Annotated in this window: 20 protein-coding genes, 1 tRNA gene and 1 pseudogene; 8 read left to right on the top strand and 14 right to left on the bottom strand. The window is 67.8% G+C overall.

Annotated elements, in window-relative coordinates; translation table 11 throughout:
* Positions 1–20 precede the first annotated feature (20 nt).
* Positions 21–1,106, bottom strand: a complete 1,086-nt coding sequence (gene ychF, locus AS031_RS02945) for a redox-regulated ATPase YchF (RefSeq protein WP_058266961.1) — start codon at positions 1,104–1,106, stop codon at positions 21–23.
* Positions 1,107–1,196: 90 nt separating this feature from the next.
* Here ychF and AS031_RS02940 point away from each other — a divergent pair, with 90 nt between their 5' ends.
* Positions 1,197–2,447, top strand: a complete 1,251-nt coding sequence (locus AS031_RS02940) for a DNA recombination protein RmuC (RefSeq protein WP_058266960.1) — start codon at positions 1,197–1,199, stop codon at positions 2,445–2,447.
* 76 nt (positions 2,448–2,523) lie between these two features.
* Here the strand turns inward: AS031_RS02940 and AS031_RS02935 are convergent, their stop codons facing one another.
* Both AS031_RS02935 and AS031_RS02930 read right to left on the bottom strand, forming a co-directional pair.
* A complete protein-coding gene (locus AS031_RS02935; protein WP_058266611.1) occupies positions 2,524–3,603 on the bottom strand; it encodes a 4-hydroxy-3-methylbut-2-enyl diphosphate reductase in 1,080 nt (359 codons plus the stop codon).
* 9 nt (positions 3,604–3,612) lie between these two features.
* On the bottom strand, positions 3,613–4,464 hold the full coding sequence (locus tag AS031_RS02930) for a hypothetical protein (RefSeq protein WP_058266610.1): 852 nt from the start codon (positions 4,462–4,464) through the stop codon (positions 3,613–3,615).
* Positions 4,465–4,637: 173 nt separating this feature from the next.
* Here AS031_RS02930 and xseA point away from each other — a divergent pair, with 173 nt between their 5' ends.
* On the top strand, positions 4,638–6,026 hold the full coding sequence (gene xseA / locus AS031_RS02925) for an exodeoxyribonuclease VII large subunit (protein ID WP_228379550.1): 1,389 nt from the start codon (positions 4,638–4,640) through the stop codon (positions 6,024–6,026).
* Positions 6,023–6,241 (top strand): exodeoxyribonuclease VII small subunit, encoded by a 219-nt coding sequence (locus AS031_RS02920; protein WP_058266609.1) that lies wholly within the window; start codon positions 6,023–6,025, stop codon positions 6,239–6,241. The genes xseA and AS031_RS02920 overlap by 4 nt, the downstream gene beginning before the upstream one ends.
* A gap of 40 nt (positions 6,242–6,281) precedes the next feature.
* Here the strand turns inward: AS031_RS02920 and AS031_RS02915 are convergent, their stop codons facing one another.
* From AS031_RS02915 to AS031_RS02890, 6 genes are all read right to left on the bottom strand, one after another.
* The gene (locus tag AS031_RS02915; protein ID WP_058266608.1) at positions 6,282–7,136 is read right to left on the bottom strand and encodes a polyphosphate kinase 2 family protein; all 855 of its coding nucleotides are present in this window, start codon (positions 7,134–7,136) and stop codon (positions 6,282–6,284) included.
* A gap of 50 nt (positions 7,137–7,186) precedes the next feature.
* Complete coding sequence (locus AS031_RS02910) at positions 7,187–8,407, bottom strand: pyridoxal phosphate-dependent aminotransferase (RefSeq protein ID WP_058266607.1); 1,221 nt, start codon at positions 8,405–8,407, stop codon at positions 7,187–7,189.
* Between the two features lie 133 nt (positions 8,408–8,540).
* Positions 8,541–9,503, bottom strand: coding sequence for an ABC transporter substrate-binding protein (locus AS031_RS02905; protein ID WP_058266606.1), 963 nt, complete (start codon positions 9,501–9,503; stop codon positions 8,541–8,543).
* Complete coding sequence (locus AS031_RS02900) at positions 9,500–10,246, bottom strand: ABC transporter permease (RefSeq protein WP_058266605.1); 747 nt, start codon at positions 10,244–10,246, stop codon at positions 9,500–9,502. The genes AS031_RS02905 and AS031_RS02900 overlap by 4 nt, the downstream gene beginning before the upstream one ends.
* Positions 10,243–10,977, bottom strand: a complete 735-nt coding sequence (locus AS031_RS02895; protein WP_058266604.1) for an ABC transporter permease — start codon at positions 10,975–10,977, stop codon at positions 10,243–10,245. The genes AS031_RS02900 and AS031_RS02895 overlap by 4 nt, the downstream gene beginning before the upstream one ends.
* Positions 10,977–12,077, bottom strand: a complete 1,101-nt coding sequence (locus tag AS031_RS02890) for an ABC transporter ATP-binding protein (protein ID WP_058266603.1) — start codon at positions 12,075–12,077, stop codon at positions 10,977–10,979. The genes AS031_RS02895 and AS031_RS02890 overlap by 1 nt, the downstream gene beginning before the upstream one ends.
* A gap of 218 nt (positions 12,078–12,295) precedes the next feature.
* On the opposite strand from AS031_RS02890, the gene AS031_RS02885 reads away from it, so the two are divergent.
* Entirely contained in the window at positions 12,296–13,318 is a 1,023-nt protein-coding gene (locus AS031_RS02885; RefSeq protein ID WP_058266602.1) for a pirin family protein, read from the top strand.
* Positions 13,319–13,335: 17 nt separating this feature from the next.
* On the opposite strand, the gene AS031_RS02880 is transcribed toward AS031_RS02885, so the two are convergent.
* Together AS031_RS02880 and AS031_RS02875 are read right to left on the bottom strand one after the other, a co-directional pair.
* Positions 13,336–14,262, bottom strand: a complete 927-nt coding sequence (locus AS031_RS02880) for an N-acetylglucosamine kinase (RefSeq protein WP_058266601.1) — start codon at positions 14,260–14,262, stop codon at positions 13,336–13,338.
* A gap of 36 nt (positions 14,263–14,298) precedes the next feature.
* Positions 14,299–15,281: pseudogene (locus AS031_RS02875) on the bottom strand (LysR substrate-binding domain-containing protein).
* Between the two features lie 153 nt (positions 15,282–15,434).
* Here AS031_RS02875 and AS031_RS02870 point away from each other — a divergent pair.
* Both AS031_RS02870 and AS031_RS02865 read left to right on the top strand, forming a co-directional pair.
* Complete coding sequence (locus AS031_RS02870; protein WP_058266600.1) at positions 15,435–16,703, top strand: MFS transporter; 1,269 nt, start codon at positions 15,435–15,437, stop codon at positions 16,701–16,703.
* A 120-nt stretch (positions 16,704–16,823) separates the two neighbouring features.
* Positions 16,824–17,321: an Lrp/AsnC family transcriptional regulator gene (locus AS031_RS02865; RefSeq protein ID WP_058266599.1), complete on the top strand. Its 498-nt coding sequence runs from the start codon at positions 16,824–16,826 to the stop codon at positions 17,319–17,321.
* 44 nt (positions 17,322–17,365) lie between these two features.
* Here the strand turns inward: AS031_RS02865 and AS031_RS02860 are convergent, their stop codons facing one another.
* Positions 17,366–18,616 (bottom strand): MFS transporter, encoded by a 1,251-nt coding sequence (locus AS031_RS02860; RefSeq protein WP_058266598.1) that lies wholly within the window; start codon positions 18,614–18,616, stop codon positions 17,366–17,368.
* Positions 18,617–18,784: 168 nt separating this feature from the next.
* On the opposite strand from AS031_RS02860, the gene AS031_RS02855 reads away from it, so the two are divergent.
* Positions 18,785–19,270, top strand: coding sequence for an Lrp/AsnC family transcriptional regulator (locus AS031_RS02855; RefSeq protein WP_141688737.1), 486 nt, complete (start codon positions 18,785–18,787; stop codon positions 19,268–19,270).
* A 10-nt stretch (positions 19,271–19,280) separates the two neighbouring features.
* On the top strand, positions 19,281–20,276 hold the full coding sequence (gene corA, locus AS031_RS02850) for a magnesium/cobalt transporter CorA (RefSeq protein WP_058266596.1): 996 nt from the start codon (positions 19,281–19,283) through the stop codon (positions 20,274–20,276).
* Positions 20,277–20,321: 45 nt separating this feature from the next.
* Here corA and AS031_RS02845 read toward each other — a convergent pair.
* Both AS031_RS02845 and AS031_RS02840 read right to left on the bottom strand, forming a co-directional pair.
* A tRNA-Ala gene (locus tag AS031_RS02845) sits at positions 20,322–20,394 on the bottom strand.
* A gap of 131 nt (positions 20,395–20,525) precedes the next feature.
* Positions 20,526–21,428, bottom strand: coding sequence for a hypothetical protein (locus tag AS031_RS02840; RefSeq protein ID WP_058266595.1), 903 nt, complete (start codon positions 21,426–21,428; stop codon positions 20,526–20,528).
* Positions 21,429–21,480 lie beyond the last annotated feature (52 nt).

The following is a 21,480-nucleotide window of genomic DNA, read 5'->3' as shown; positions in this document are numbered from 1 at the left end:
TCTCAAGCAGCCGGGCGGAACTAGACGTTGAAGCGGAACTCCACTACGTCGCCGTCGGCCATGACGTACTCTTTGCCTTCGATCCGGACCTTGCCGCGGGACTTGGCCTCGGCCATCGACCCGGCGTCCACCAGGTCCTCGAAAGACACAACTTCGGCCTTGATGAAGCCGCGCTGGAAGTCGGAGTGGATGACGCCGGCCGCCTGCGGTGCGGTATCACCCTGTTTGATGGTCCAGGCGCGCGCTTCCTTGGGTCCGGCCGTGAGGTAGGTCTGCAGCCCCAGGGTGTGGAAACCGACCCTGGCCAGCTGGTCCAGGCCGGACTCTTCCTGGCCGTTCATTTCCAGCATCTCGCGGGCTTCTTCCTCGTCCAGCTCCACGAGGTCGGCCTCGAGCTTTGCGTCCAGGAAGATGCAGTCCGCCGGTGCCACCAGGGCGCGCAGTTCGTCCTGCTTCTCCTGGCTTCCCAGGATTGCCTCGTCCGCGTTGAAGACGTAGATGAAGGGCTTGGCCGTCAGCAGGCCGAGTTCCTTGAGGTGCTCCATCTCGAGCTTGTCGCTCTTGATGGACGAGTAGATGGTGTCACCGCGTTCCAGGACGGCCTGCGCCGCCTTGATGGCGTTGAGCTCGGCCGCCTCCCGCTTCTTGATCTTGACCTCTTTTTCGATCCGGGGGATGGCCTTCTCGATGGTCTGCAGGTCGGCGAGGATGAGCTCGGTGTTGATGGTCTCCATATCGGAGCGGGGGTCCACCTTGCCGTCAACATGGACAACGTCGGGGTCGTCGAAGACCCGGACCACTTCGGCGATGGCTTCAGCCTCGCGGATGTTGGCGAGGAACTGGTTGCCCAGGCCTTCGCCCTCCGACGCACCCTTGACGATGCCGGCGATGTCAACGAAGGAGACGGCGGCCGGCAGCACGCGCTGGCTGTTGAAGATTCCGGCGAGTTTCTGCAGCCGGGGGTCGGGCAGGTTGACGACGCCGACGTTCGGTTCGATGGTGGCGAACGGATAGTTCGCTGCCAGGACCTGGTTGCGGGTCAGCGCGTTGAAGAGGGTTGATTTGCCGACGTTGGGCAGTCCGACGATGCCAATAGTAAGAGCCACGAGCATTGATTCTACCTGCCGGGCGTCCGCGCCCTGTACCCCCGGATGTCACTGCCCCTGATTGTCGGAGCCCCGTGCAACAGTGTGGTCATGGATGTTTTTGCCGTGATTCTGGCTTTGTTCACGCTGCTGCTGGGGGCTTTCGCCGGCGCCGCCTTCACTTACTTTGCGCTGCGGCGGAACTCGCACGCGCTGGAAGCTGACTTCGATGCCGTGTCGTCCCGGCTGTCGGAGGTCAGCTCGCAGTTCGCCGCGGCCGACGCCGAGCGGCGGCTTTTGGCGGCACAGAACCGTGAGCTGGGCGAGGCACGCACGCAGGACGGCAGCGTGCTGCGCGCCCTTGCTCCCGTTGCCGAAAAACTGACGGCCGTGCAGCAGCAGGTTGCCCTGTTGGAACGTGACCGCGTCGAGCAGTACGGGCAGCTTGCGCAGCAGCTGCAGGAGGCACGCCTGTCCGACGAGCAGCTGATCCGTTCCACACATGCGCTCGAATCTGCGCTCCGGTCCAACAGCGCCCGCGGTCAGTGGGGTGAGGTACAGCTTCGCCGTGTGGTGGAGGCAGCCGGCATGCTGCGGCACGTGGACTTTGTGGAGCAGGCACACAGCACCGGCGGGGACGCTGCCGTACGCCCTGACCTGGTGGTCCAGCTGCCCGGCCACAAGCAGCTGGTGGTTGATGCGAAGGTGCCGCTGTCCTCCTACCTGGAAGCCCAGGAACTTGGCACCGCCAGGCCCGCGCAACCCGGGGGCGCCACCGGAACCCCGGGACCGGCAGGGCCCATTTCCGAGGCTGACCGCAGGACCCAGCAGTCGTTGCTGGCGGCGCACGCCAAGGCCCTGCGGGCTCACGTGGATGCGCTGGGCAGCAAGCGTTACTGGGACATCCCGGGCAACTCCCCCGAGCTGGTGGTCTGCTTCATCCCGGCCGAATCCATCCTGGCGGCGGCGCTGGAGGCGGACGCCGGGCTCCTGGACCACGCGCTGTCCAGGAACGTGGTCCTGGCCTCTCCGGGAACCCTCCTGGCGGTACTGAAGTCGGTGGCCTTCACGTGGCGGCAGGACGTCCTCACGGACAACGCCCGTGAACTGTTCAACCTCGCCCGGCAGCTTTATGACCGGATGGGGACGCTGGGCGAGAACGTCGGAAAGCTGGGCGCGTCGCTGAAGACCTCGGTGGACCGCTACAACTCACTGGTGGGCACGCTGGAGGCCAGGGTCCTCCCCACGGCCAGGAAGCTCAACAGCCTGGAGGAGTCCGGCCTGGCGACTCCTCCCGTGGTTGAGGTAACGCCACGGGCCCTGGCTGCACCGGAACTGCAGGACGACGGCCAGGCCGCCTGAGGGCAGGGCAAACGGGAAAGGGTGCGGGCCCTGGCAGTTGCCGGGGCCCGCACCCTTGCCGTTGCGGCCTGTCGGGTCAGCTGCGGGGCCGGCGGCCGCCCAGGGCACGGCTGACGTCGCCTGCCTGCTTGAGGGTGGCGCGGAGTTCCTTCGGCAGCGAGAACAGGAGGTCCTCCTCGGCCGTCACCACTTCTTCCACTGTTCCGTAACCGTACTCGGCCAGCAGGCGGAGGACATCCTGTACCAGCACCTCGGGGACGGAGGCACCCGAGGTCACGCCCACGGTGGCCACGCCCTCGAACCATGCCTCGTCCACCTGGTTGGCGAAGTCCACCCGGTAGGACGCTTTGGCCCCATATTCCAGGGCGACTTCCACGAGCCGCACGGAGTTCGAGGAATTCGCCGAGCCCACGACGATGACGAGGTCCGCCTGCGGGGCGATCTTCTTGATGGCCACCTGCCGGTTGGTGGTGGCGTAGCAGATGTCGTCGCTGGGCGGGTCCTGCAGGGTGGGGAAGCGTTCCTTCAGGAGCCGGACGGTTTCCATGGTCTCGTCCACGCTCAGGGTTGTCTGCGAGAGCCAGATGACCTTCTCCGGGTCCCGGACCGTCACCTTGTCCACTTCATGCGGGCCGTTGATGATCTGGATGTGGTCAGGCGCCTCGCCCGAGGTTCCTTCCACTTCCTCGTGGCCGTCGTGGCCGATGAGGAGGATGTCGAAGTCGTCCTTGGCGAAGCGGACGGCTTCCTTGTGCACCTTGGTAACCAGGGGGCAGGTGGCGTCGATGGTGCGCAGCCCGCGGTCTTCGGCCGACTGGACCACGGCCGGGGACACCCCGTGTGCGGAGAAAATGACCAGCGCGCCTTCGGGGACCTCGTCCGTCTCGTCGACGAAGATGGCGCCCTTCTCCTCCAGGGAGCTGACCACGTGCACGTTGTGCACGATCTGCTTCCGGACGTACACCGGCGGACCGTAGTGTTCCAGCGCCTTTTCGACGGCGATCACGGCCCGGTCCACGCCGGCGCAGTAGCCGCGGGGTGCAGCCAGGAGCACCCTCTTGGGTCCCGCCACCGGGGCTGCAGCTGCCACTTCCTCCGGTGAGCGGCGCCTACGCGGGACGGTGGGCATCGAGAGGGAAACAGCTGAGGAGGTCATTTCTCCATGCTACCGGTTTGCCCGCGGGCCCCTTCGCGACACTGCCCCGGCCACCAGGCCCACCACCAGCAGCACCCCGCCGGTGATGGCGGTCACCGTGGTCCAGGTTCCAAAGTCCTCCGCGGCCGCCGGGACGAAGGCGTCACGGAACAGGTTTGCCACCTCGTTGCCCGTATCCGTGGAGAGCGCCTGTGCCGAGCCAATGCCGGATGCGGCAGCCCATGCGCCGGCTGCCGCCAGGCCTCCCAGTCCGGCTCCCGCTGCCACTGCCCAGCGCCGGCGCGCAGCCACCAGGGCCAACAGGAAGGCGACGCCGGAGCCTCCGGCCAGGAGGTAACCCATGGGCGCATACGTGGAGAGCCGTTCGGCCCACTCGCGGTGTTGCGGCTGGCCCACGTTGATCAGGGTTTCCTGAGGCGGGTCCAGGGGAACTCCGGTGGTGCGGGAAATCTCTTCGGTGCCGAGGGCAACCAGCGGCGCCACGTCCAGGGTCAGTGATGACGCCTGTCCGGTCTCCGCGGCGGAAGCGGAGGCCGGTCCGAAGCTCAGGCGGTGGCTCTTGCGGAGCGTTTCTTCCCAGGCCGCAGGGTAGCCGGGCAGCCCGGCCAGTGATGTTGCGGCGTTCTCCAGGACGGGCTGCACGAGGTCGTTCAGGAAACCGGGAACGGCGCTGGTATCGATGGTTCCCACCGCGGCCGTTGCCAGCTGCCGCTGGAATTCGGTGTTGCTGCCCAGCGGGGCGGCAAGGTGGACAAAGCCGTCTTCCCCCACGATGGTGCGGTCCACCCAGATGGCCGGGACGGCCACAGCGGCGAGCAGGACCCCCAGGATGGTGGCCACGGCCGAAACAAGAGTACGCACAGCTGATCCTTCAGGTTGGTGGCGGTACTCCATCCTAGGCAGTCACCCAGCCCGGTTCTGTCAGTCCCCCGTGCTACTGCTTATGGATAAGGTTGATGAACCGCCACGCACCGTGATCACCACAGCACCAAAGGATTCCATGTCCGCAGTTCCAGTTCCGCAGGGGCAGCCCAATGTCTGAACAGGCCTCATTGCCGGACGTTGCACCCACTACCCTGCCGGCCACCGCCGCCGAGACCACGCCGGACAATCCGTGGCCGCTGCAGTTGCTCTCGCAGAAGCTGAAGGCACACATCGACCGGACGCCATCCGCTTGGGTGGAGGGGCAGGTCATCGAGATGAACCGGCGGGGCAGCAACGCGTACCTGACCCTGCGGGACGTCGACGCCGAGGTGTCACTGCCCGCTTCCGTGTGGACCAAGGTCCTGGAGCGCCGGAACCTGCCGCTGGAACGCGGTTCCCGGGTGGTCGCACTGCTCAAGCCCGAGTTCTGGATGAAAACCGGCCGCTTGAACATGCAGGTCCGGGACATCCGGCCGGTGGGCCTGGGCGACCTCCTTGCCCGGATCGAGCGGCTCCGCCAGGCTCTTGCAGCCGAGGGCCTCTTTGCTGACTCCCGGAAGAAGCCGCTCCCCCTGCTTCCGCATCGGATCGGGCTGATCACCGGCCGGGATTCGGACGCCAAGAAGGACATCCTCCGCAACGCGGCCCTGCGCTGGCCCGCCGTCGAATTCGAGATCCGGGAAGTGGCCGTCCAAGGCAACACGGCGGTGTCGCAGGTGGTGCGCGCCCTGCGGGAGCTGGATGCCCGCCCGGAGGTCGATGTCATCGTCATCGCCCGCGGCGGCGGGGCACTGGAGGACTTGCTGCCGTTCAACAGCGAGGAACTGGTACGGGCCGTGGCCGCCGCCGCAACCCCGGTCGTCAGTGCCATCGGTCACGAGGCGGACCGCCCGCTGCTGGACGAAGTTGCGGACCTGCGGGCTTCCACGCCCACCGACGCCGCCAAGCGCATTGTGCCGGAGGTCTCCGAGGAGCTGGCGGGGGTCCGCCAGGCGCGGGAACAGCTGCGGCGGTGCATTGAACGCCTGGTGGACCGCGAATCTGACCGGCTGCATGCCCTGCATTCCCGCCCGGTTCTCGCCTCGCCTGAATCCCTGGTCACGGTCCGCGGAGACGAGATCGAACGCCTGCTCCGGCGGTCCTCGACGGCCGTCAATTCAACCGTGGTGCGGGCCGCGGACCAATTGGCCCACCTCAAAGCGCAGGTGCGTGCCCTGTCCCCGCAGAAGACGCTGGACCGGGGGTACGCCGTCGTCGAACTTGCCGGCGGAGCTGCCGAAGGTCCCGGCCGCGCGGTGCAGGGCCACGCCGTGGTGCGCAGCCCCGGGGACGCCCCGGCCGGCCAGGCCCTGGCCATCCGGGTTGCCGAAGGCCGCTTCGGCGCCACGTCCACCGGCACCGATGCAGGCACCGATGCAGGCGCCGAGGTTCCGCGCGTACGTCCGGAACCACCAGGAACAGCTGACCAGCCCCATCCGGAAACGGGAGAAACCATATGACAGACAAGAAACCGGACGCAGAGACCGCCACCCTGAGCTACGAAGAGGCCCGGGAGCAGCTGATCGCCGTCGTTGGCCGCCTCGAAGCCGGCGGCGCCAGCCTGGAGGAGTCACTGGCCCTGTGGGAGCGCGGCGAAGCCCTGGCGGCGCGGTGCGAGGAATGGCTGGAGGGCGCACGCAAGCGGCTCGCCGCTGCACGGGACCAGCCGCTGTAGCCTCGGGTTGCGGACAGCCCGGGGGCGCGCACCTTGCCCGTCAGGAACGGGCCACCAGCTCGCGTTCGGTCGCAACGTCGAACTCCGCCTTGGGCCACTCCAGGTTCATGCCCTCCATGGCACCCAGCAGCAGCTGCTGGACCGCGATCCTCGCGTACCATTTCTTGTTCGCCGGAACCACGTGCCAGGGAGCGTTGCGGGTGCTGGTGGCATCGATGGCCGCCTGGTAGGCCTCCATATAGTCCTCCCAGAAGGCACGTTCGTCCAGGTCGCCCCGGTTGTACTTCCAGTGCTTGGTGGGGTCGTCCAGCCTGGCCAGCAGCCGCGACTTCTGTTCGTCACCGCTGATGTGGAGCATCACCTTGACCACCGTGGTGCCCGAGTCCACCAGCCGTGCCTCGAATTCGTTGATGGCAACATAACGGCGCTTGATTTCGTCCGGAGTGGCCCACCGGTGCACGCGGTGGATCAGGACATCCTCGTAGTGGGACCGGTCAAAAACACCCACCATGCCCACGGCTGGAACTTCCTTCTCGATGCGCCACAGGAAATCGTAGGATTTTTCCTCGTCAGTGGGTGCCTTGAAGGCTTTGAACTGCACGCCCTGCGGGTCCATGGCCGCCATGACGTGGTTGACGATCCCGCCCTTGCCGGCGGTGTCCATGGCCTGCAGGATCAGCAGGATCCGCTGCCTGCTCCCGAACCGGGAGGCGGCGAACAGCTTCTCCTGCAGCTCGGTGAGGGTTCCGTCCATCCCGGCCAGCAGTGCCCGGCCGTCGTCCTTGGTTCCGCTGTACCCCGGGGTCGAATCAGGGTCCACGCTGGAAAGCCGGAATCCCTCCCCCGCCCGCAGTGTTTCCGACGGATGCTGATCGAAAGTAACGGGCCCGGCCATGGTATTCCTTTCCGCGGTGTGCTGGCGGGCGCTCAGCCCGTGAGCACAGGCTAATTCCCCTGGTACCTGCTGAGGAAGTCCCCCATCCGGCCAATCGCTTCCTCGATGTCCTTGACGTTGGGCAGCGTGACCATGCGGAAGTGGTCCGGGCGGACCCAGTTGAAGGCCCGGCCGTGGGACAGCAGGATCTTCTGTTCGCGGAGCAGGTCGAGCACAAACTTCTCATCATCGCGGATGTGGTACACCTCGGGATCCAGCCGCGGGAACAGGTACAGGGCGCCTTTGGCCTGCTGGGTGCTGACGCCCGGAATGGCGTTGAGCATGTCGTAGGCCTTGTTGCGCTGCTCCAGCAGCCGGCCCCCGGGCAGGATGAGGTCGTTGATGCTCTGGTACCCGCCCAGCGCCGTCTGGATGGCGTGCTGCGCCGGGACGTTGGCGCAGAGGCGCATGTTGGCCAGCAGGCTGATGCCCTCGAGGTAGTCGGCCGCGTCCTTCTTGGGACCGGAAATCGCCATCCATCCGGCCCGGTATCCGCAGACCCGGTATGCCTTGGAGAGGCCGCTGAAGGTCAGGCAGAGGACGTCGTCGCCGGTCAGGCCGGCCAGGTTCACGTGGACGGCATCGTCGTAGAGGATCTTTTCGTAGATCTCGTCGGCAAACAGGATCAGGCCGTGCTTTTCGGCCAAGGCGACGATCCGCTTCAGCGTCGCCTCCGGGTATACGGCGCCGGTGGGGTTGTTGGGGTTGATCACCACGATGCCCTTGGTGCGGGGGGTGATCTTGGCTTCCATGTCGTCGAGGTCGGGCTGCCAGCCGGACTCCTCGTCGCAGAGGTAGTGCACCGGTTTGCCGCCGGCCAGTGCCACGGAGGCGGTCCAGAGCGGGTAGTCGGGCGTGGGGATGAGGACTTCGTCACCGGCGTCGAGGAGGGCCATGAGCGACATGGTGATCAGCTCGCTGACGCCGTTGCCCAGGTAGATGTCGTCAACGTGGATGTTCTGGATGCCCCGGGTCTGGTAGTACTGCGACACGGCGGTGCGGGCGGAGAATATGCCGCGGGAGTCGCTGTAGCCCTGCGCGTGCGGCAGGTGGCGGATCATGTCCACCAGGATGGCGTCGGGGGCTTCGAAACCGAACGGGGCGGGGTTGCCGATATTCAGTTTCAGGATGCGGTGGCCCTCGGCCTCCATCTGCTGGGCGGCCTGCAGGATGGGTCCACGGATGTCGTAAAGGACGTTGTTGAGCTTCGTGGACTGCCTGAATTCTGCCATTCCTCAAATATGCCACAGGAAGGATGGACAGCTGTTGAGACATGGGACACACGCACGACGGCGGCTTCCGCACCCGGGTGCGGAAGCCGCCGTCGTGATGGCGTCCATGTCCCTGCCGGGGCAGGCGGGCCGCCTACTTCACGATGCCCTTGTCCTTCAGCCAGGCGGTGGCGGCGTCCTTGGCGTTTTGCTTCTGGCTGCCGCTGACCGCGCGGTTGAGGTTGATGAGGTCATCCGTGGTGAGGATGCGCGACACGGAATTCAAAGCTTCCCGTGCTTTGTCCGACATGTTCTTCTCGTTGAACAGCGGGACCACCTGCTGGGCAATGAAGTTGTTCTTGGGGTCCTCCAGGACCACCAGGTCGTTGTCCGCGATGGACGGCGTGGTGGTGTAGATGTCGGCAACCTGGACCTGGTCCTCGAGCAGCGCTTTGAGCGTCACCGGGCCGCCGCCGTCGCTGAAGGGCTCCAGCTTCTTGGGCTCGCAGTTGTAGTTCTTCTTCAGGCCCGGCAGTCCGTAGGCACGTTCGGCGAACGTGGCGGGGGCGCCAACGACGATCTCGCTGCACACCTTCGCCAGGTCCTCGATGGACTTGAGCTGGTACTTTTCGGCGGTCGCCTTGGTGACCACCATCGCGTCCTTGTCCTCGGCCTTCGAGGCCTCGCCCACGGCCAGGCCGTCCGGCAGCTTGTCCGGGAGGGCCTTGTAGATGTCATCCGCGGAGACCTCCGTGGCTTCCTTGTCCACGTACAGCAGCAGGTTTCCGGTGTAGTCCGGGACGATGTCCACGGAGCCGTCCTGGACAGCCTTGAAGTACACCTCGCGGGAGCCGATGTTGGGCTTGGTGGTGGCGGTGACGCCCGCCGCGTTCAGGGCGCCGGCGTACAGCTCCGCGATGATCTGGCTCTCCGGGAAGTCGGCCGAGCCCACCGTCAGGGACGTCGCCCCGCCGGAGGATCCGCCGCTGGTGGCCGGGGCGTTGCTGAGGGGATCTGACGAACCGCCGCAGGCGGACAGAGTCACAGCAAGGCCGAGCCCGGCTGCGAGCGCGCCGAAGCCTCTCCGGCCCAGGCGGTGGGGACTGGTTTCTTTCATGACGTACCTCCTTGTAGGACAGTCTCCGCTGGAACGGGATCTGTACGGTCGGCAGCAGCCTGCTGGCTGCGGCGTGGCTTGCGGATGGCGCCCGGTGACAGGAAGAGCCTCTGGACCAGGGCAAGGACGAGGTCGACGGCGATGGCGAGCGCTGCGATGAGCAGCGAGCCGCCAAGCATCTGGGGGAAGTCGCTGAGGACCAGCCCGTCGAAGAGGTAGCGTCCCAAGCCGCCGAGGTTGATGTAGGCCACCACGGAAACGGTGGCGATCACCTGCAGTACCCCGGTGCGGAAGCCGCCGAACATCACGGTCAGGGCGTTGGGCAGCTCGGCCCGGAACAGCACCTGCAGCTCGGTCATGCCCATGGCCCGGGCAGCGTCCACCACGTTGCGGTCCACACTGGAAATTCCTGCGTAGGTGCCGGCCAGGAGGGGCGGCACCGTCAGGATCACCAGGGCCCAGACCGGAGGCATCAGCCCGATGCCGGCCACCAGGACGAAGAGGGTCAGCAGGCCCAGGGTGGGCAGGGCGCGCAGCGCACCGGCGAGCGCCACCACCGCTACCTTGCCCCGGCCCGTGTGCCCCACGTACATGCCGACAGGCACGGCGATGGCGGAGGCAATCAGCATCACCAGGCCGGTGTATTGGAGGTGCTCGGCCACCCGGGCGGGAATGCCCATGCTGCCTGACCAGTGCAGGGGGTCGGCCAGCCATTCGAAGGTATCGGTGAAGACGTTGCTCATGCGTGGCCTCCGCCGGCGTTCGGCACGGACAGGCGCCGGGCGGCGCCTGCCGGTTCCGGGCCGTCATCCGGCGAGCCCGCCCGCGCACCGCCCCGCTTCCCCGCACGTTCCCAAGGCGTGAGGAGGCGTTCGAGGAGCACCAGGACGGCGTCCATCAGCAGCGCCAGGACCAGGATGGCGACGATGCCCACCACCACTTCGGTGACGAAGTCCCGCTGCAGGCCGGAGGTGAAGAGCATGCCCAGGTTGCCGATCCCCAGGAGCGCGGCGACGCTGACCAGCGAGATGTTGCTGACGGAGACCACCCGGAGCCCGGCGAACAGCACCGGCAGGGACAGCGGAAGGTCCACCTGGAGGAAGCGGGCCAGCGGGCGGTACCCCATGGCGACGGCGGCCTGGCTGACTTCCTGGTCCACGGAATCAAAGGCATCCAGCGCCGCCCGCACCAGCAGGGCCACCGCATAGATGGTCAGGGCCACCACCACGTTGAGGGGGTCCAGGATGCGGGTGCCCAGGATGGTGGGCAGGATGATGAACAAGGCCAGTGAGGGGATGGTGTACAGCAGCGAACTGGCGGTCAGGACCACTGACCGCAGGGCCGCGTTCCGGCGAGCCAGCTGGGCCAGCGGGATGGAGAGCACCAGCCCGAGCACCATGGGGACCAGGGCGAGCACCAGGTGCTGGCCGGCCCGTTCGAACACCATGCCGCTGTTGGCCAGGAACCACTCCATCAGAGGGCTGCCTGCCGGACCTGGCGGGCTTCTTCGATCAGGGCCAGGACTTCACCGCCGCGCACCACACCGAGCACCTTGCCGGCGTCGTCCACGGCAACGCCCAGGCCCGACGGCGACGAGAGGGCTGCGTCGAGCGCCCGGCGCAGGCTTTCGCCCGGCCGGAAGAGCGAGCCGCCGGGAATGAGTCCGGTGTCCGTTCCCGGGGCGGCCCAGCCGAGTGGACGCATGTCCGCGTCCACCACCAGTTGCCAGCCGCCCGCTGCGGCGGGGTCCGATTCGTATCCCGAGGCCGCGCGGACGATCGTGGGCACCTGGTGGATCGTGACGCCGTCGGACGCCGTGAAACCAAGGTGGCGGAAGCCGCGGTCCCTGCCGACGAACGAGGCCACGAAGTCGTTGGCGGGCGCCCGCAGGATCTCCTCGGGGGTGGCGTATTGGGCCAGTTTGCCGCCGACGGCAAAGACGGCCACCATGTCGCCCAGCACCGTGGCTTCATCGATGTCGTGGGTGACGAAGACTATGGTCTTGGCCAGGTCCTTCTGGAGGCGCAACAACTCCTGCTGGAGTTCCTCACGCACCACCGGGTCCACGGCGCTGAAGGGCTCGTCCATCAGCAGCACGGGCGGGTCGGCGGCAAGCGCGCGTGCCACGCCCACGCGCTGCTGCTGGCCGCCGGAGAGCTGGGCCGGGTACCGCCTGCCCAGAGGCCGGGCCAGGCCGACGACGTCGAGGAGCTCCTCGGCGCGTTTGCGCGCGTCGGCTTTGGACACGCCGTTCAGCCGCGGAACAGTGGCGATGTTATCCAGCACGGAGCGGTGCGGAAGGAGCCCTGCGGACTGCATTACGTACCCCATGGACCGGCGGAGTTCCGCGGCGGGCACGGAGGTCACGTCCTTGCCCCCCACCGTGATGACCCCTGAACTGGGCTCCACCATCCGGTTGATCATGCGGAGGGACGTCGTCTTGCCGCAGCCGGAGGGGCCAACGAAGACCGTGACGGACCCTTTCCGGATGGACATGGTCAGCCCGTCCACGGCCGGCTGGCCACCCTGGTACTGCTTGGTGACGTTCTGGAACTCGATCATTGCCTGGTCCATGGTGCGGACTCACCTGTTCTGCTCGGACGCCATTTGACAGCAACGTGACGTGGTCATCAGCACGCTGTTAGTTACGGTAACCCAACCCGGCCCGGCGCACAGCAGTTGCGGCACAGTTTCCGGGCAAAGGAATCCCTACTGTGACCATTCGCAGCCATGCACGCAGCGGATGGGCCGCAACGCAGCCCACCGTGCCGCAGCGGCCCTAAAGTGGAGGGGTGACCAACTTGGAAGCAGCACCAGAGCAGGAAATCTGTCCCCCGGCAACCGTGGCAGGGTCCCGCGGCCCGTGCCTTCAGCTGTGGCCCGAGCGGGAGGTTCCGCTGGGCGGCGTGCGCGCCATGAACGTCAAGCGCACCCTGCCGCAGCGCGGCCTCCCCACCATCGGCGCCTGGTGCTTCCTGGACAGTTTCGGCCCGGACCGGACGGCGATGTCCGTCCTGCCGCACCCGCATATCGGGCTGCAGACCGTCACGTGGCCGCTAGCCGGCCACATCCGCCACAGGGACAGCGTGGGCAGCGACGTGGTGGTCCGCCCCGGGGAACTGAACATCATGACCGCGGGCCATGGCGTCTCCCACTCGGAGTTCGCGGTTCTTCCGGCCGGCGGCGGGGAGTTGCCGCTGCAGCGCGGCCTGCAGCTCTGGGTGGCGCTGCCCGACGCGGACCGCCACCGTGCCCCCGCCTTCGAGCAGCACCGCGAGCTTCCCGTGTCCACCGGTCCGGGCTTCTCGGCGACGGTGATGGTGGGACGGTTAGGCGGCGTTGAGTCACCGGCCAGCATGTTCTCGCCGATCGTGGGCGCCGACATTTCCTGCGACGGCGAGGCCGTGCTGCCCCTGGATCCGGAGTTTGAGCACGGCATCCTGGTGCTCGACGGCGGCCTGGCGGTCGACGGGCAGGACCTTCCCCCGGGACCGCTGGGCTACCTGGGCACGGGCCGGACAGAGCTGCCGGTGCGGGCCCTGCCCGGCACCCGGTTCCTGCTCATCGGCGGCGAGCCTTTCGGGGAAGAGCTGCTGATGTGGTGGAACTTCGTGGGGCGGACGCACGATGAGGTTGAGCAGGCCCGCAAAGAATGGGAAGCCGAAGCCGGGCTGGCAGGAGCCGAAGCGGCGGCTGCCCGTTACGGGGTGGTCCACGGGCACGGTCCCGACGCCGGGGCGGAGGCGGGACGCATCCCGGCTCCCCCGCTCCCGGCCGTGCGCCTCACGCCGCGAAAGCGGAGCGTGCCGGACTGACGGGCCGGCGACGATGCCTAGGCGGGCTCGGCCACCAGCTGCAGCACCCCGAAGACAGGGTCCTGGTCCAGGACCCTGACATCAGTGACGCCACCCTCGGCCAGGTGCCGCCGGAATGCTTCCTGCAGCTGCACCACGTTCATGCCGAGGCCGCTGCCCAGGATCACGGGCCCGTCCAGCCGCAGCTGGCGCAGGACCTGCAGGGCAAGGCCGGCAAGGTCCTGTCCCGCCCGGTCGAGAAGGTCGCGGCTTTCACGGTGGCCGCCGGCGGCGGCTTCCACGACGTGCCTGGCCTGCTGCGCCCAGAAGCGGCGGCCGGTCGCGGGTGAGTGGAAGAGCGCAATGAGGCGGTTAGGGTGTTCCACCCCGCAGGCCTCCAGCAGTGCCCGGGTGAGGGCGTCGACCGGAAGGCCCTGGTCCATCCGGCGGAGGCTGTGGCGCACGGCTTCGCGGCCCAGCCAGTAGCCGCTGCCTTCGTCCCCCAGCAGGTAGCCCCAGCCGCCCGCCCGGGCTTCGTCGCCATCGGCGTTCCTGCCCCACGCGGCGGAGCCTGTCCCGGCAATCACCGCGACGCCGGAGCGGGCGCGGCCTGCCGCCAGGAGGAGCCTGGAATCATGCACCACCGTCACGGCGGCTCCCGGGACATGCGGCTCGATCAGGGATGCCAGGGCACGCGCGTCCTCGGCCGTGTCGATGCCGCCGGACCCGGCGTAGACCCTGGCCACGGGCCCGGCACCGATCCGGGAAAAAAGCTCGGCCAGGTTGCGTGCTGCTTCCTCGCGGCTGACGTTCTGCACGTTGGAGCTTCCCACCGATTCGTCGGCCACCGGGGCCCCGTCCTCGAAGCGGACTCCCCGGGTCTTGGTTCCGCCGATGTCCAGGCCGATGATGACACCGGCCAACGGGCTGCCGGCTGGCGTTGTGGCGGGTTGGTCCAGGGGCACGGCTGCGGGTTCTTGGCTGTTTTGCACGTCACAAGACTACTGTCCGGACCGGGACCGCTGTGCGGCCAGGCCGGAGAGCAGGCGCGGTCCTTCCGCAACCACCATTTCGCGGAAGAGCCGGACGGAGGCCGGTTCGGCACCGGTTCTGGTGCGCCGCCAGGACAGCCCCACGTCGCGGAAGGCCAGGGCGGAGGAGAGCGGCACCTCGCCCAGCCAAGGTTTCCTGTCTCCGGGGTGACTGTTCCTCCGGGCGCGTCACCGCCGGGCGGGAGGATGCTGACGCCGAGTCCTGCGGACACCAGCCCGCGGACAGTGTGCGAATCCTGGCTTTCGAAGGCGATCCGCGGGCGGTACCCGGCGTCGCGGAACAGGGCGTCCGTGAGGGAACGAAGCCCGTATCCCGGGCCCAGCGCCACGAACGGGTCGTTTCGGATGTCGGCGAGGTCCGCCGTCGGCCGCCCTGCCAGGCGGTGCCCGTGGTGGACCACCAGGCGCAGCGGTTCCCGGTACAGCGGGGCGGATTCCAGGTGGCGGCCTGCCGGCGCGGCGGGGGCGGTGAGGGCGAGGTCTGATTGTCCCGAGGCCAGTTCCTCCAGGCAGGCGTTCCGGGCGCCCTGGCTGAGCGTGAAGGCAGCGCCCGGGTGCCTGCTCCGGAAGGCGCTGATCAGCAGGGGCAACGTCGCCTCCCCGAACGTGTGCTGGAACGAGACCGATATTTTGCCCTGTGCCACGTCCGATTCGTTGCGGACCAGGTCCAGCCCGGCGCGGAACTCCGCCAGGGCGGTCTCGATGTAGGGCAACAAGGTGCGCGCCGCGGCGGTCAGCCGCACTCCCCTGCCGTCCCGGACCAGGAGTTCGGTTCCGACGACGGCGCTGGCACGTGCGATGGCCCGGCTCACCGTGGATTGGGGTACGCCCAGCAGTTCGGCCGTCCCGGTGATGTGCTCCGTGCGTCCCAGCTCGGCGAGTATGGGAAGCAGGGGCAATAGCTGCACCAGTTGCCGCTGGTCCGGTTCCATCAGGCAGAACATCCTTCCTGGGCTGCAGGGCGGGTTGGTACCCGGGCGGCCACGCTGCGCGGGCGGCATGGGCGTCAAAAATCCACCACTGCTATGAGTTTGCCATGAATAATGCATTGGATGCATGTGTTCAGGGCTGTATAGCCTTGCTGGATGCCACACAACGCGAGCCTGGCCGGCGGCGGCGCACCGCCGCGCTGGAATGGCCATGCCAAGGGATCTGCTGCCTACTCCCGCATACTCGCAGGCTTGTCCTGCGCCGGAGTTGCCACGTTCGCGCAGCTGTACTCCACGCAGGCAGTCCTGCCGCTGCTCGCCTCCGACCTGCGCATCACGGCAGCCGAGGCCGCCCTGACCATCTCGCTGGCAACCGTGGGCCTCGCCGTCACCGTCATCCCCTGGTCCTTCCTCGCGGACAGGATCGGCAGGGTACGGGCCATGACCTGGGGAATCTGCGCAGCCACCGCGCTGGGCCTCATGGTTCCCCTGGCCGGCAGTTTCCAGCTGCTGCTGGCGCTCAGGCTGCTGGAAGGCATGGCCCTGGGCGGCATCCCCGCGATCGCCATCGCCTACCTGAACGAGGAAGTGACCAAGGCACACGCCGCACTCGCAGCCGGCAGCTATGTGGCCGGAACGACTTTGGGCGGCCTGGCCGGGCGGCTGGTGGCGGGTCCTGCCGGTGAGCTGTGGGGCTGGCGCGCCGCTGCGCTGGCCGTTTCGGTGCTGGCTACCGTAGCTGCTGTTGCGTTCCTCCTGCTGGTTCCCAAGGCCCGGGGCTTTGTGGCCTCGGGGGGAACTGGCCTGCGCGGGGCGCTTGGGACGCTCGCCGCCCACGTGCGCAACATCAGGCTGCTGGCGCTATACCTTCAGGCTTTCCTGATGATGGGCGGCTTCGTGGCCGTCTACAACTATCTGGGCTTCCGCCTCTCCGGGGAACCGTTCACGCTGCCCGCGACGCTGATCAGCCTCATCTTCCTTGCCTATCTGTCAGGCACCGTCACGTCGCGGTGGGCGGCCGGGCTGACCCTGCGGTTCGGCCGCCGGTCGGTCCTGATGGCGGGGCTGGGGCTCGCGGTGGCCGGCCTGGCACTGACGCTGACCGAGTCGCTGGTGCTGATCCTGGCCGGCCTGGTGGTGTTCACCGGCGGCTTTTTCGCCGCCCACAGCATCGGCGCCGGTTGGACGGGCGCCATCGCCACGGAGGGACGGGCGCAGGCGGCGTCGCTGTACAACCTGGCCTACTACCTGGGTTCCAGTGTGCTGGGCTGGGCCGGGGGCCTGCTGTTCCAGTCCCTGGGCTGGGCTGCCCTGGCCGGAGCCGTGATGGTGCTGGCATGCGTCACGGCGGTGATTGTCGCCGTCGTGCATCCCCGGGGCGGCGCCGGCCGCGCGCCGGGAGCGTCCCGCCCCGTGTCGAATTAAGTCGGGCGGAGGACGGCGCGGCCCTGCGGATATTCGGCGTGACGCGCTTCCCGGGACCCGGGCGCGCGGTTCCGGCGGTCTAGGATGAATACAGGACCTTTGGAAGGAAGCGCAGTGAGCATGAATCCCAGGAACGCCAGGCCCGGAGCGCACCTGGAGCCGCTGGATGCCATCGATGAGCGCCTCCTGGCAGCTTTGGTGGCCGATGCGAGGATCTCCAACAAGCAGCTGGCCGAGATGGTGGGCATCGCCCCGTCCACGGCCCTGATGCGCACGCGCGCCCTCTCGGAACGCGGGATCGTTCAGGGCTACGAGGCGAAGTTGAGCCTGTCAGCCATCGGAAGGTCGGTCCAGGCCCTGGTGGCAGTGCGGCTCCGCGCGCATGATCGCGACCAGATTGACCGCTTCACTGCCCGGGTTCCGCACCTGCCAGCGGTGCTGTCAACGTTCCATACCTCGGGTTCGGTGGACTACCTGCTGCACATCGCGGTCGGCAGCACCGAAGACCTCCGCGACTGGGTGCTGGACAACCTGGCCACGGACCCCGTGGTGGGACATACCGAAACCACCCTGGTGTTTGAGCACATCCAGGGAAACCACGGGCCGCTGCCCGACTGACGGCTTCCGGCCCGCCGTGGCCGCCGCCGGCCGCCGGCCGCCGGTCAGAGGCTTGGGCAGCGGCTGGCAGCGGAAGCCTGGCGGGCCAGGGTGACGCCGGCCAGGGCCAATGCCGCGGCGCCGCATGCCACTACGAAGCCGGTCACGGCCGCGTCCTGGCCCACGACGGCGGAGGCCCACCCGAGCCCCAGGACCGGCACCGCGCTGCCCAGGTAGGTGATGACGTACACGGTGCTCACCACCTGGGCGTGGCGTGCCGGCTCCACCTTGCCGGCCACATCGTTGAAGACCGTGCGGAACGCCAACCCCTGCCCTGTTCCCGCGGCGAGGCAGGCGGCCACGAGCAGCGCCGGGCTGTGCCACGCACCGGCGGTGCCGAGCAGGATCACCGAGGCGCCCAGCAGGGTCAGGCCGGCCGGAACGATGAAGCGGCCCCGGGCGCTGAAGAGCTGGCTTGCCGCCGACGCTGCCAAGGGCAGGCCGGCCAGGAGCCCCACGACGGGGCGGGAATCGGTGCCAAGGACGCCGGCAAAATAGCCAGGGGCTAGGGACAGGCAAAAACCGAACACGGCGAAGCTGAGGAACCCCACACCGGAGGCCAGCCAGAACGCTCCCCGTGCGTTGCGGGATACCGCCGGGCGGCGGGGCGCAAGGAGCCGGAATGTTGCCGCCGTTTCCGGGAGGGCGATGGCCCGGCGTGCCCGGATCAGGACCAGTGGAATGAGCAGCCCTGCGAGGACGGCCGAGTGCACTGCGTAGGGTGCGCTGGTCGGCCCCGGCAGGAGGGACAGCAGCCCGCCGATCACGGGCCCCGCGGCGACGCCGCCCGAGGAGGCCAGCAGGGTGAACCGTGAAGCCCACTCGGGACGGGCCGGCAGCAGTTCACGCAGCGCCGCAGCACTGGCGCCCGTGGCCAGGGCAACACTGGTCCCCTGCAGTGCCCTTCCGGCGCAGAGCGCCGCCAGGCTGTGGGCCTCGGCAAACACCAGGTTTCCGGCGAGCCCGCCCAGCACGGCCAGGAGCAGCGCGGCCCGCCGGCCGATGTGGTCCGACCAGTGGCCGGCCAGCATCAGGGTGGCCACCAGCGCCAGGACGTAGCTGGCGAAAGCCGCGGTCACGTCAAGGGCGGACAACCCCAGCGAAGCCTGGAACAGCGGATAGAGGGGCGTGGCAAGGTTGGCGCCCACCAGGAGCATGAAGATGACGGCGCCGGAAATGACCAGCCGTGCCGAGGTGGAGGCGTTCCAGCCGGTTGCCGCCGCCGGGCGCATACGCAGTTCGCTGAAGACCGTCATGGAGCCGCCTTCCGGGGAGGCCGCGCCAGGTGTTCCTTGTGGGAGCCCGCGCGGGTAAGACAGGGATGGCTCCAGAGTGCGCTAAAGTTGCTCCTTTGATCGACAAAAGCCAAGCAAATTGAGCATAATCCTCAAAAGTATGCTGCCCGGATGATGGGAGATGATCATTTGAACAATCTTGATGCCACCGACCTCAAAATCCTCCTCTCGCTCATCAGGGATCCGCGGATGCAGATTGCTGACATCAGCGAGGCCGCCGGAGTCGCCAGGAATACCGCACAGTCCCGGGTCCGGCGCCTTATCCGTACCGGAGTGCTCCGCTCCGGTGGCCGGGAGGTGGACCTGGAGGCAGTGGGCTACGACGTCGTAGCCTTCGTGACCATCGAGGTGTCACACCGGGAACTCGACGGTGTGGTGGCGGCGCTGCGGCTGATTCCGCAGGTGCTGGAAGTGCACGAGATTTCGGGCCGCGGCGATGTCTGGTGCCGCGTGGTGGCAACGGACACCCACAACCTCCAGTCCTCGCTGCGCCAGGTGCTTCGCATCAAGGGCGTGATCCGCACCGAGACAGTCCTGGCCCTGCATACGCATATCCCCTACCGCACCGAACCGCTGATCAGCGGCCTGAGCAACGCCGCGTCCACCGGCCGCTAGGATTTCCTGAATGACCATCATCGATAACGCCGTGTACGTCGACGGCGTGCGCCATGCCGAGCCGGAAAGCCTGGAACAGACCTTCGAGACCATGGCGCGGCACGGCGGGATGGCGTGGATCGGGCTCTACCGGCCCACCGCGGAGGAGATGGCTGCGGTAGCAGCCGAGTTCGGCCTCCACGAACTGGCCGTCGAGGACGCCATTTCCGCCCATCAGCGCCCCAAGATGGAACGCTACGAGGGCAGCCTGTTCACCGTGCTCCGGCCGGCCCGCTACCTCGACTCCAGTGAAACGGTGGAGTTCGGCGAACTGCACATCTTCACCGGGAAGAACTTCGTGGTGACGGTGCGCCACGCCGAAATGGCAGGCGTGGGACGCGTGCGGCGCCGGATGGAAGCCCGCCCGGACCTCCTGCGCCACGGGCCGGAGGCGGTGCTGTACGCGCTGCTGGACCGCGTGGTGGACGACTACGCCCCGGTGGTGGCCGGGCTGCAGAACGACATCGATGAAATCGAGGACCAGCTTTTCAGCGGCGACTCCAGCGTGTCCCGCCGCATCTACGAACTCGCCCGCGAGGTCATCCAGTTCCAGCGGGCCATCCATCCGCTGCCGGACATGATGCACCAACTGAAACGGGGCTTCGGCAAGTACGGGGTGGAGACCGAACTCCAGCACAGCTTGCGCGACGTGGAGGACCATGTGGAGAGGGTGATCTCCCGGGCAGACTCATTCCGGGACCTCCTGCAGAACGCCTTGACGCTGGACGGAACGCTGACGGCAAACCGCCAGAACGAGGCAAGTGCGGAACAGAACGAACAGGTCAAGAAGATATCCTCCTGGGCGGCCATCCTGTTCGCGCCGTCCTTCGTTGCCGGCATCTACGGCATGAACTTTGACCACATGCCCGAGCTGCATTGGGCGTTCGGCTACCCGCTCGCGCTGGTGCTGATGGTGGCAGTGGCGGCCCTCATGTACGTCGTCTTCAAACGCAAGGGCTGGCTGTAGCACGAAAAAGGCCACCCCGGAGGGGTGGCCTTTCCTGTGTCAACGTGGAGCTAAGGAGATTCGAACTCCTGACCTCTTCGATGCGAACGAAGCGCTCTACCAACTGAGCTATAGCCCCGGATCCGGCATCAGCCCTGCGGGATTGGAACCGGTGACCCTAGGCTACACATTTTTCCTGTTCCAATGCCAACCGGCGGCAATCCGGCGCGGCCGCGAATTGCTGGACGACGTCGTCGGCCGTTCCGCTGCCTAGGCGCGGCGGCGCTGCAGGACGTCGTCCAGGTTGCTCAGCGCGCTCTGTGCCTTGGTGAGCTGCGGGGCGTTGAGCTGCTGGGCATCAGCGGCGGCGCCCTGCTTCAGGGACGGCTTGCCGGTTGCCTTGGGTGCTTCCGGAAGTTCCAGCGGCTTCGGCTCCGGCCGCTCGGCCTTGGCAGCCTCGACGTACACCGGCTTCGGAATTTCAACGGGCTCCCAGGGTGTGCCGGAGGGAGCTTCCGACGACGGTGCTGCCGCGCTGGTATCCCCAGCGGCGATAGCCACAGCCAGTGCGGCTTCACGGAGCTCCCCGGCCGTCAGCGGCTTGATGCGCGGCTGGTGGGCCTCGGCGTCGAACACCGGGCTCTCCGGACGGGCAGGCGCGGGCGCGGCCTGGGGCTTTGGCGGGATGCGGTCCACGGGCGCAGGTTTGCGTTCGGCAGCGCCCATGGCGGACCGGAACGCAGCGTTGACTTTGGCCTTGCGGCGGCGCACGGCGAGGGCACGCAGGAGAACCACTGATGCTGCGGTGATCCCGGCACAGATCAGGGGAAGTGCCGGAGAGCCGAGGCCGAACGGCAGCAGGACAGCCGATACCAGGGCAGTCACCAGGGACAGGAGGCCCAGCAGGGCAATGGAGGTCCGGCCGTAATGGATCCGCAGCCGTCCGGTGGCAGCGGCGGAGGGCTTCGCAGCTGGTCCGGCGCTCTTCCTCGTGTCCATCGTTTTCTCCTGCTTGGCGGCGACATTCAGAACCAGGCCTGCCGGTTCCGGTTTCTCCTGGGCGGGCGTGTCCGCCAGGAAATCGCCGGCGGGCTGGAACTGGTGCCTGCGGTTCCGGAGGACGTAGGGGGCAACCCACACAATCCAGAGCACGACAGCAACCACAAGGATCACAGAGCTGCTAAGGGGGAAGTCCACACTCAAAACCGTATGAGCATCCCCACTG

The sequence above is a fragment of the Pseudarthrobacter enclensis genome, from assembly GCF_001457025.1.
Lineage (GTDB): Bacteria > Actinomycetota > Actinomycetes > Actinomycetales > Micrococcaceae > Arthrobacter > Arthrobacter enclensis.
Note: the sequence above shows the minus strand (reverse complement) of the source record. Positions and strands in the feature narration are given on the sequence as shown.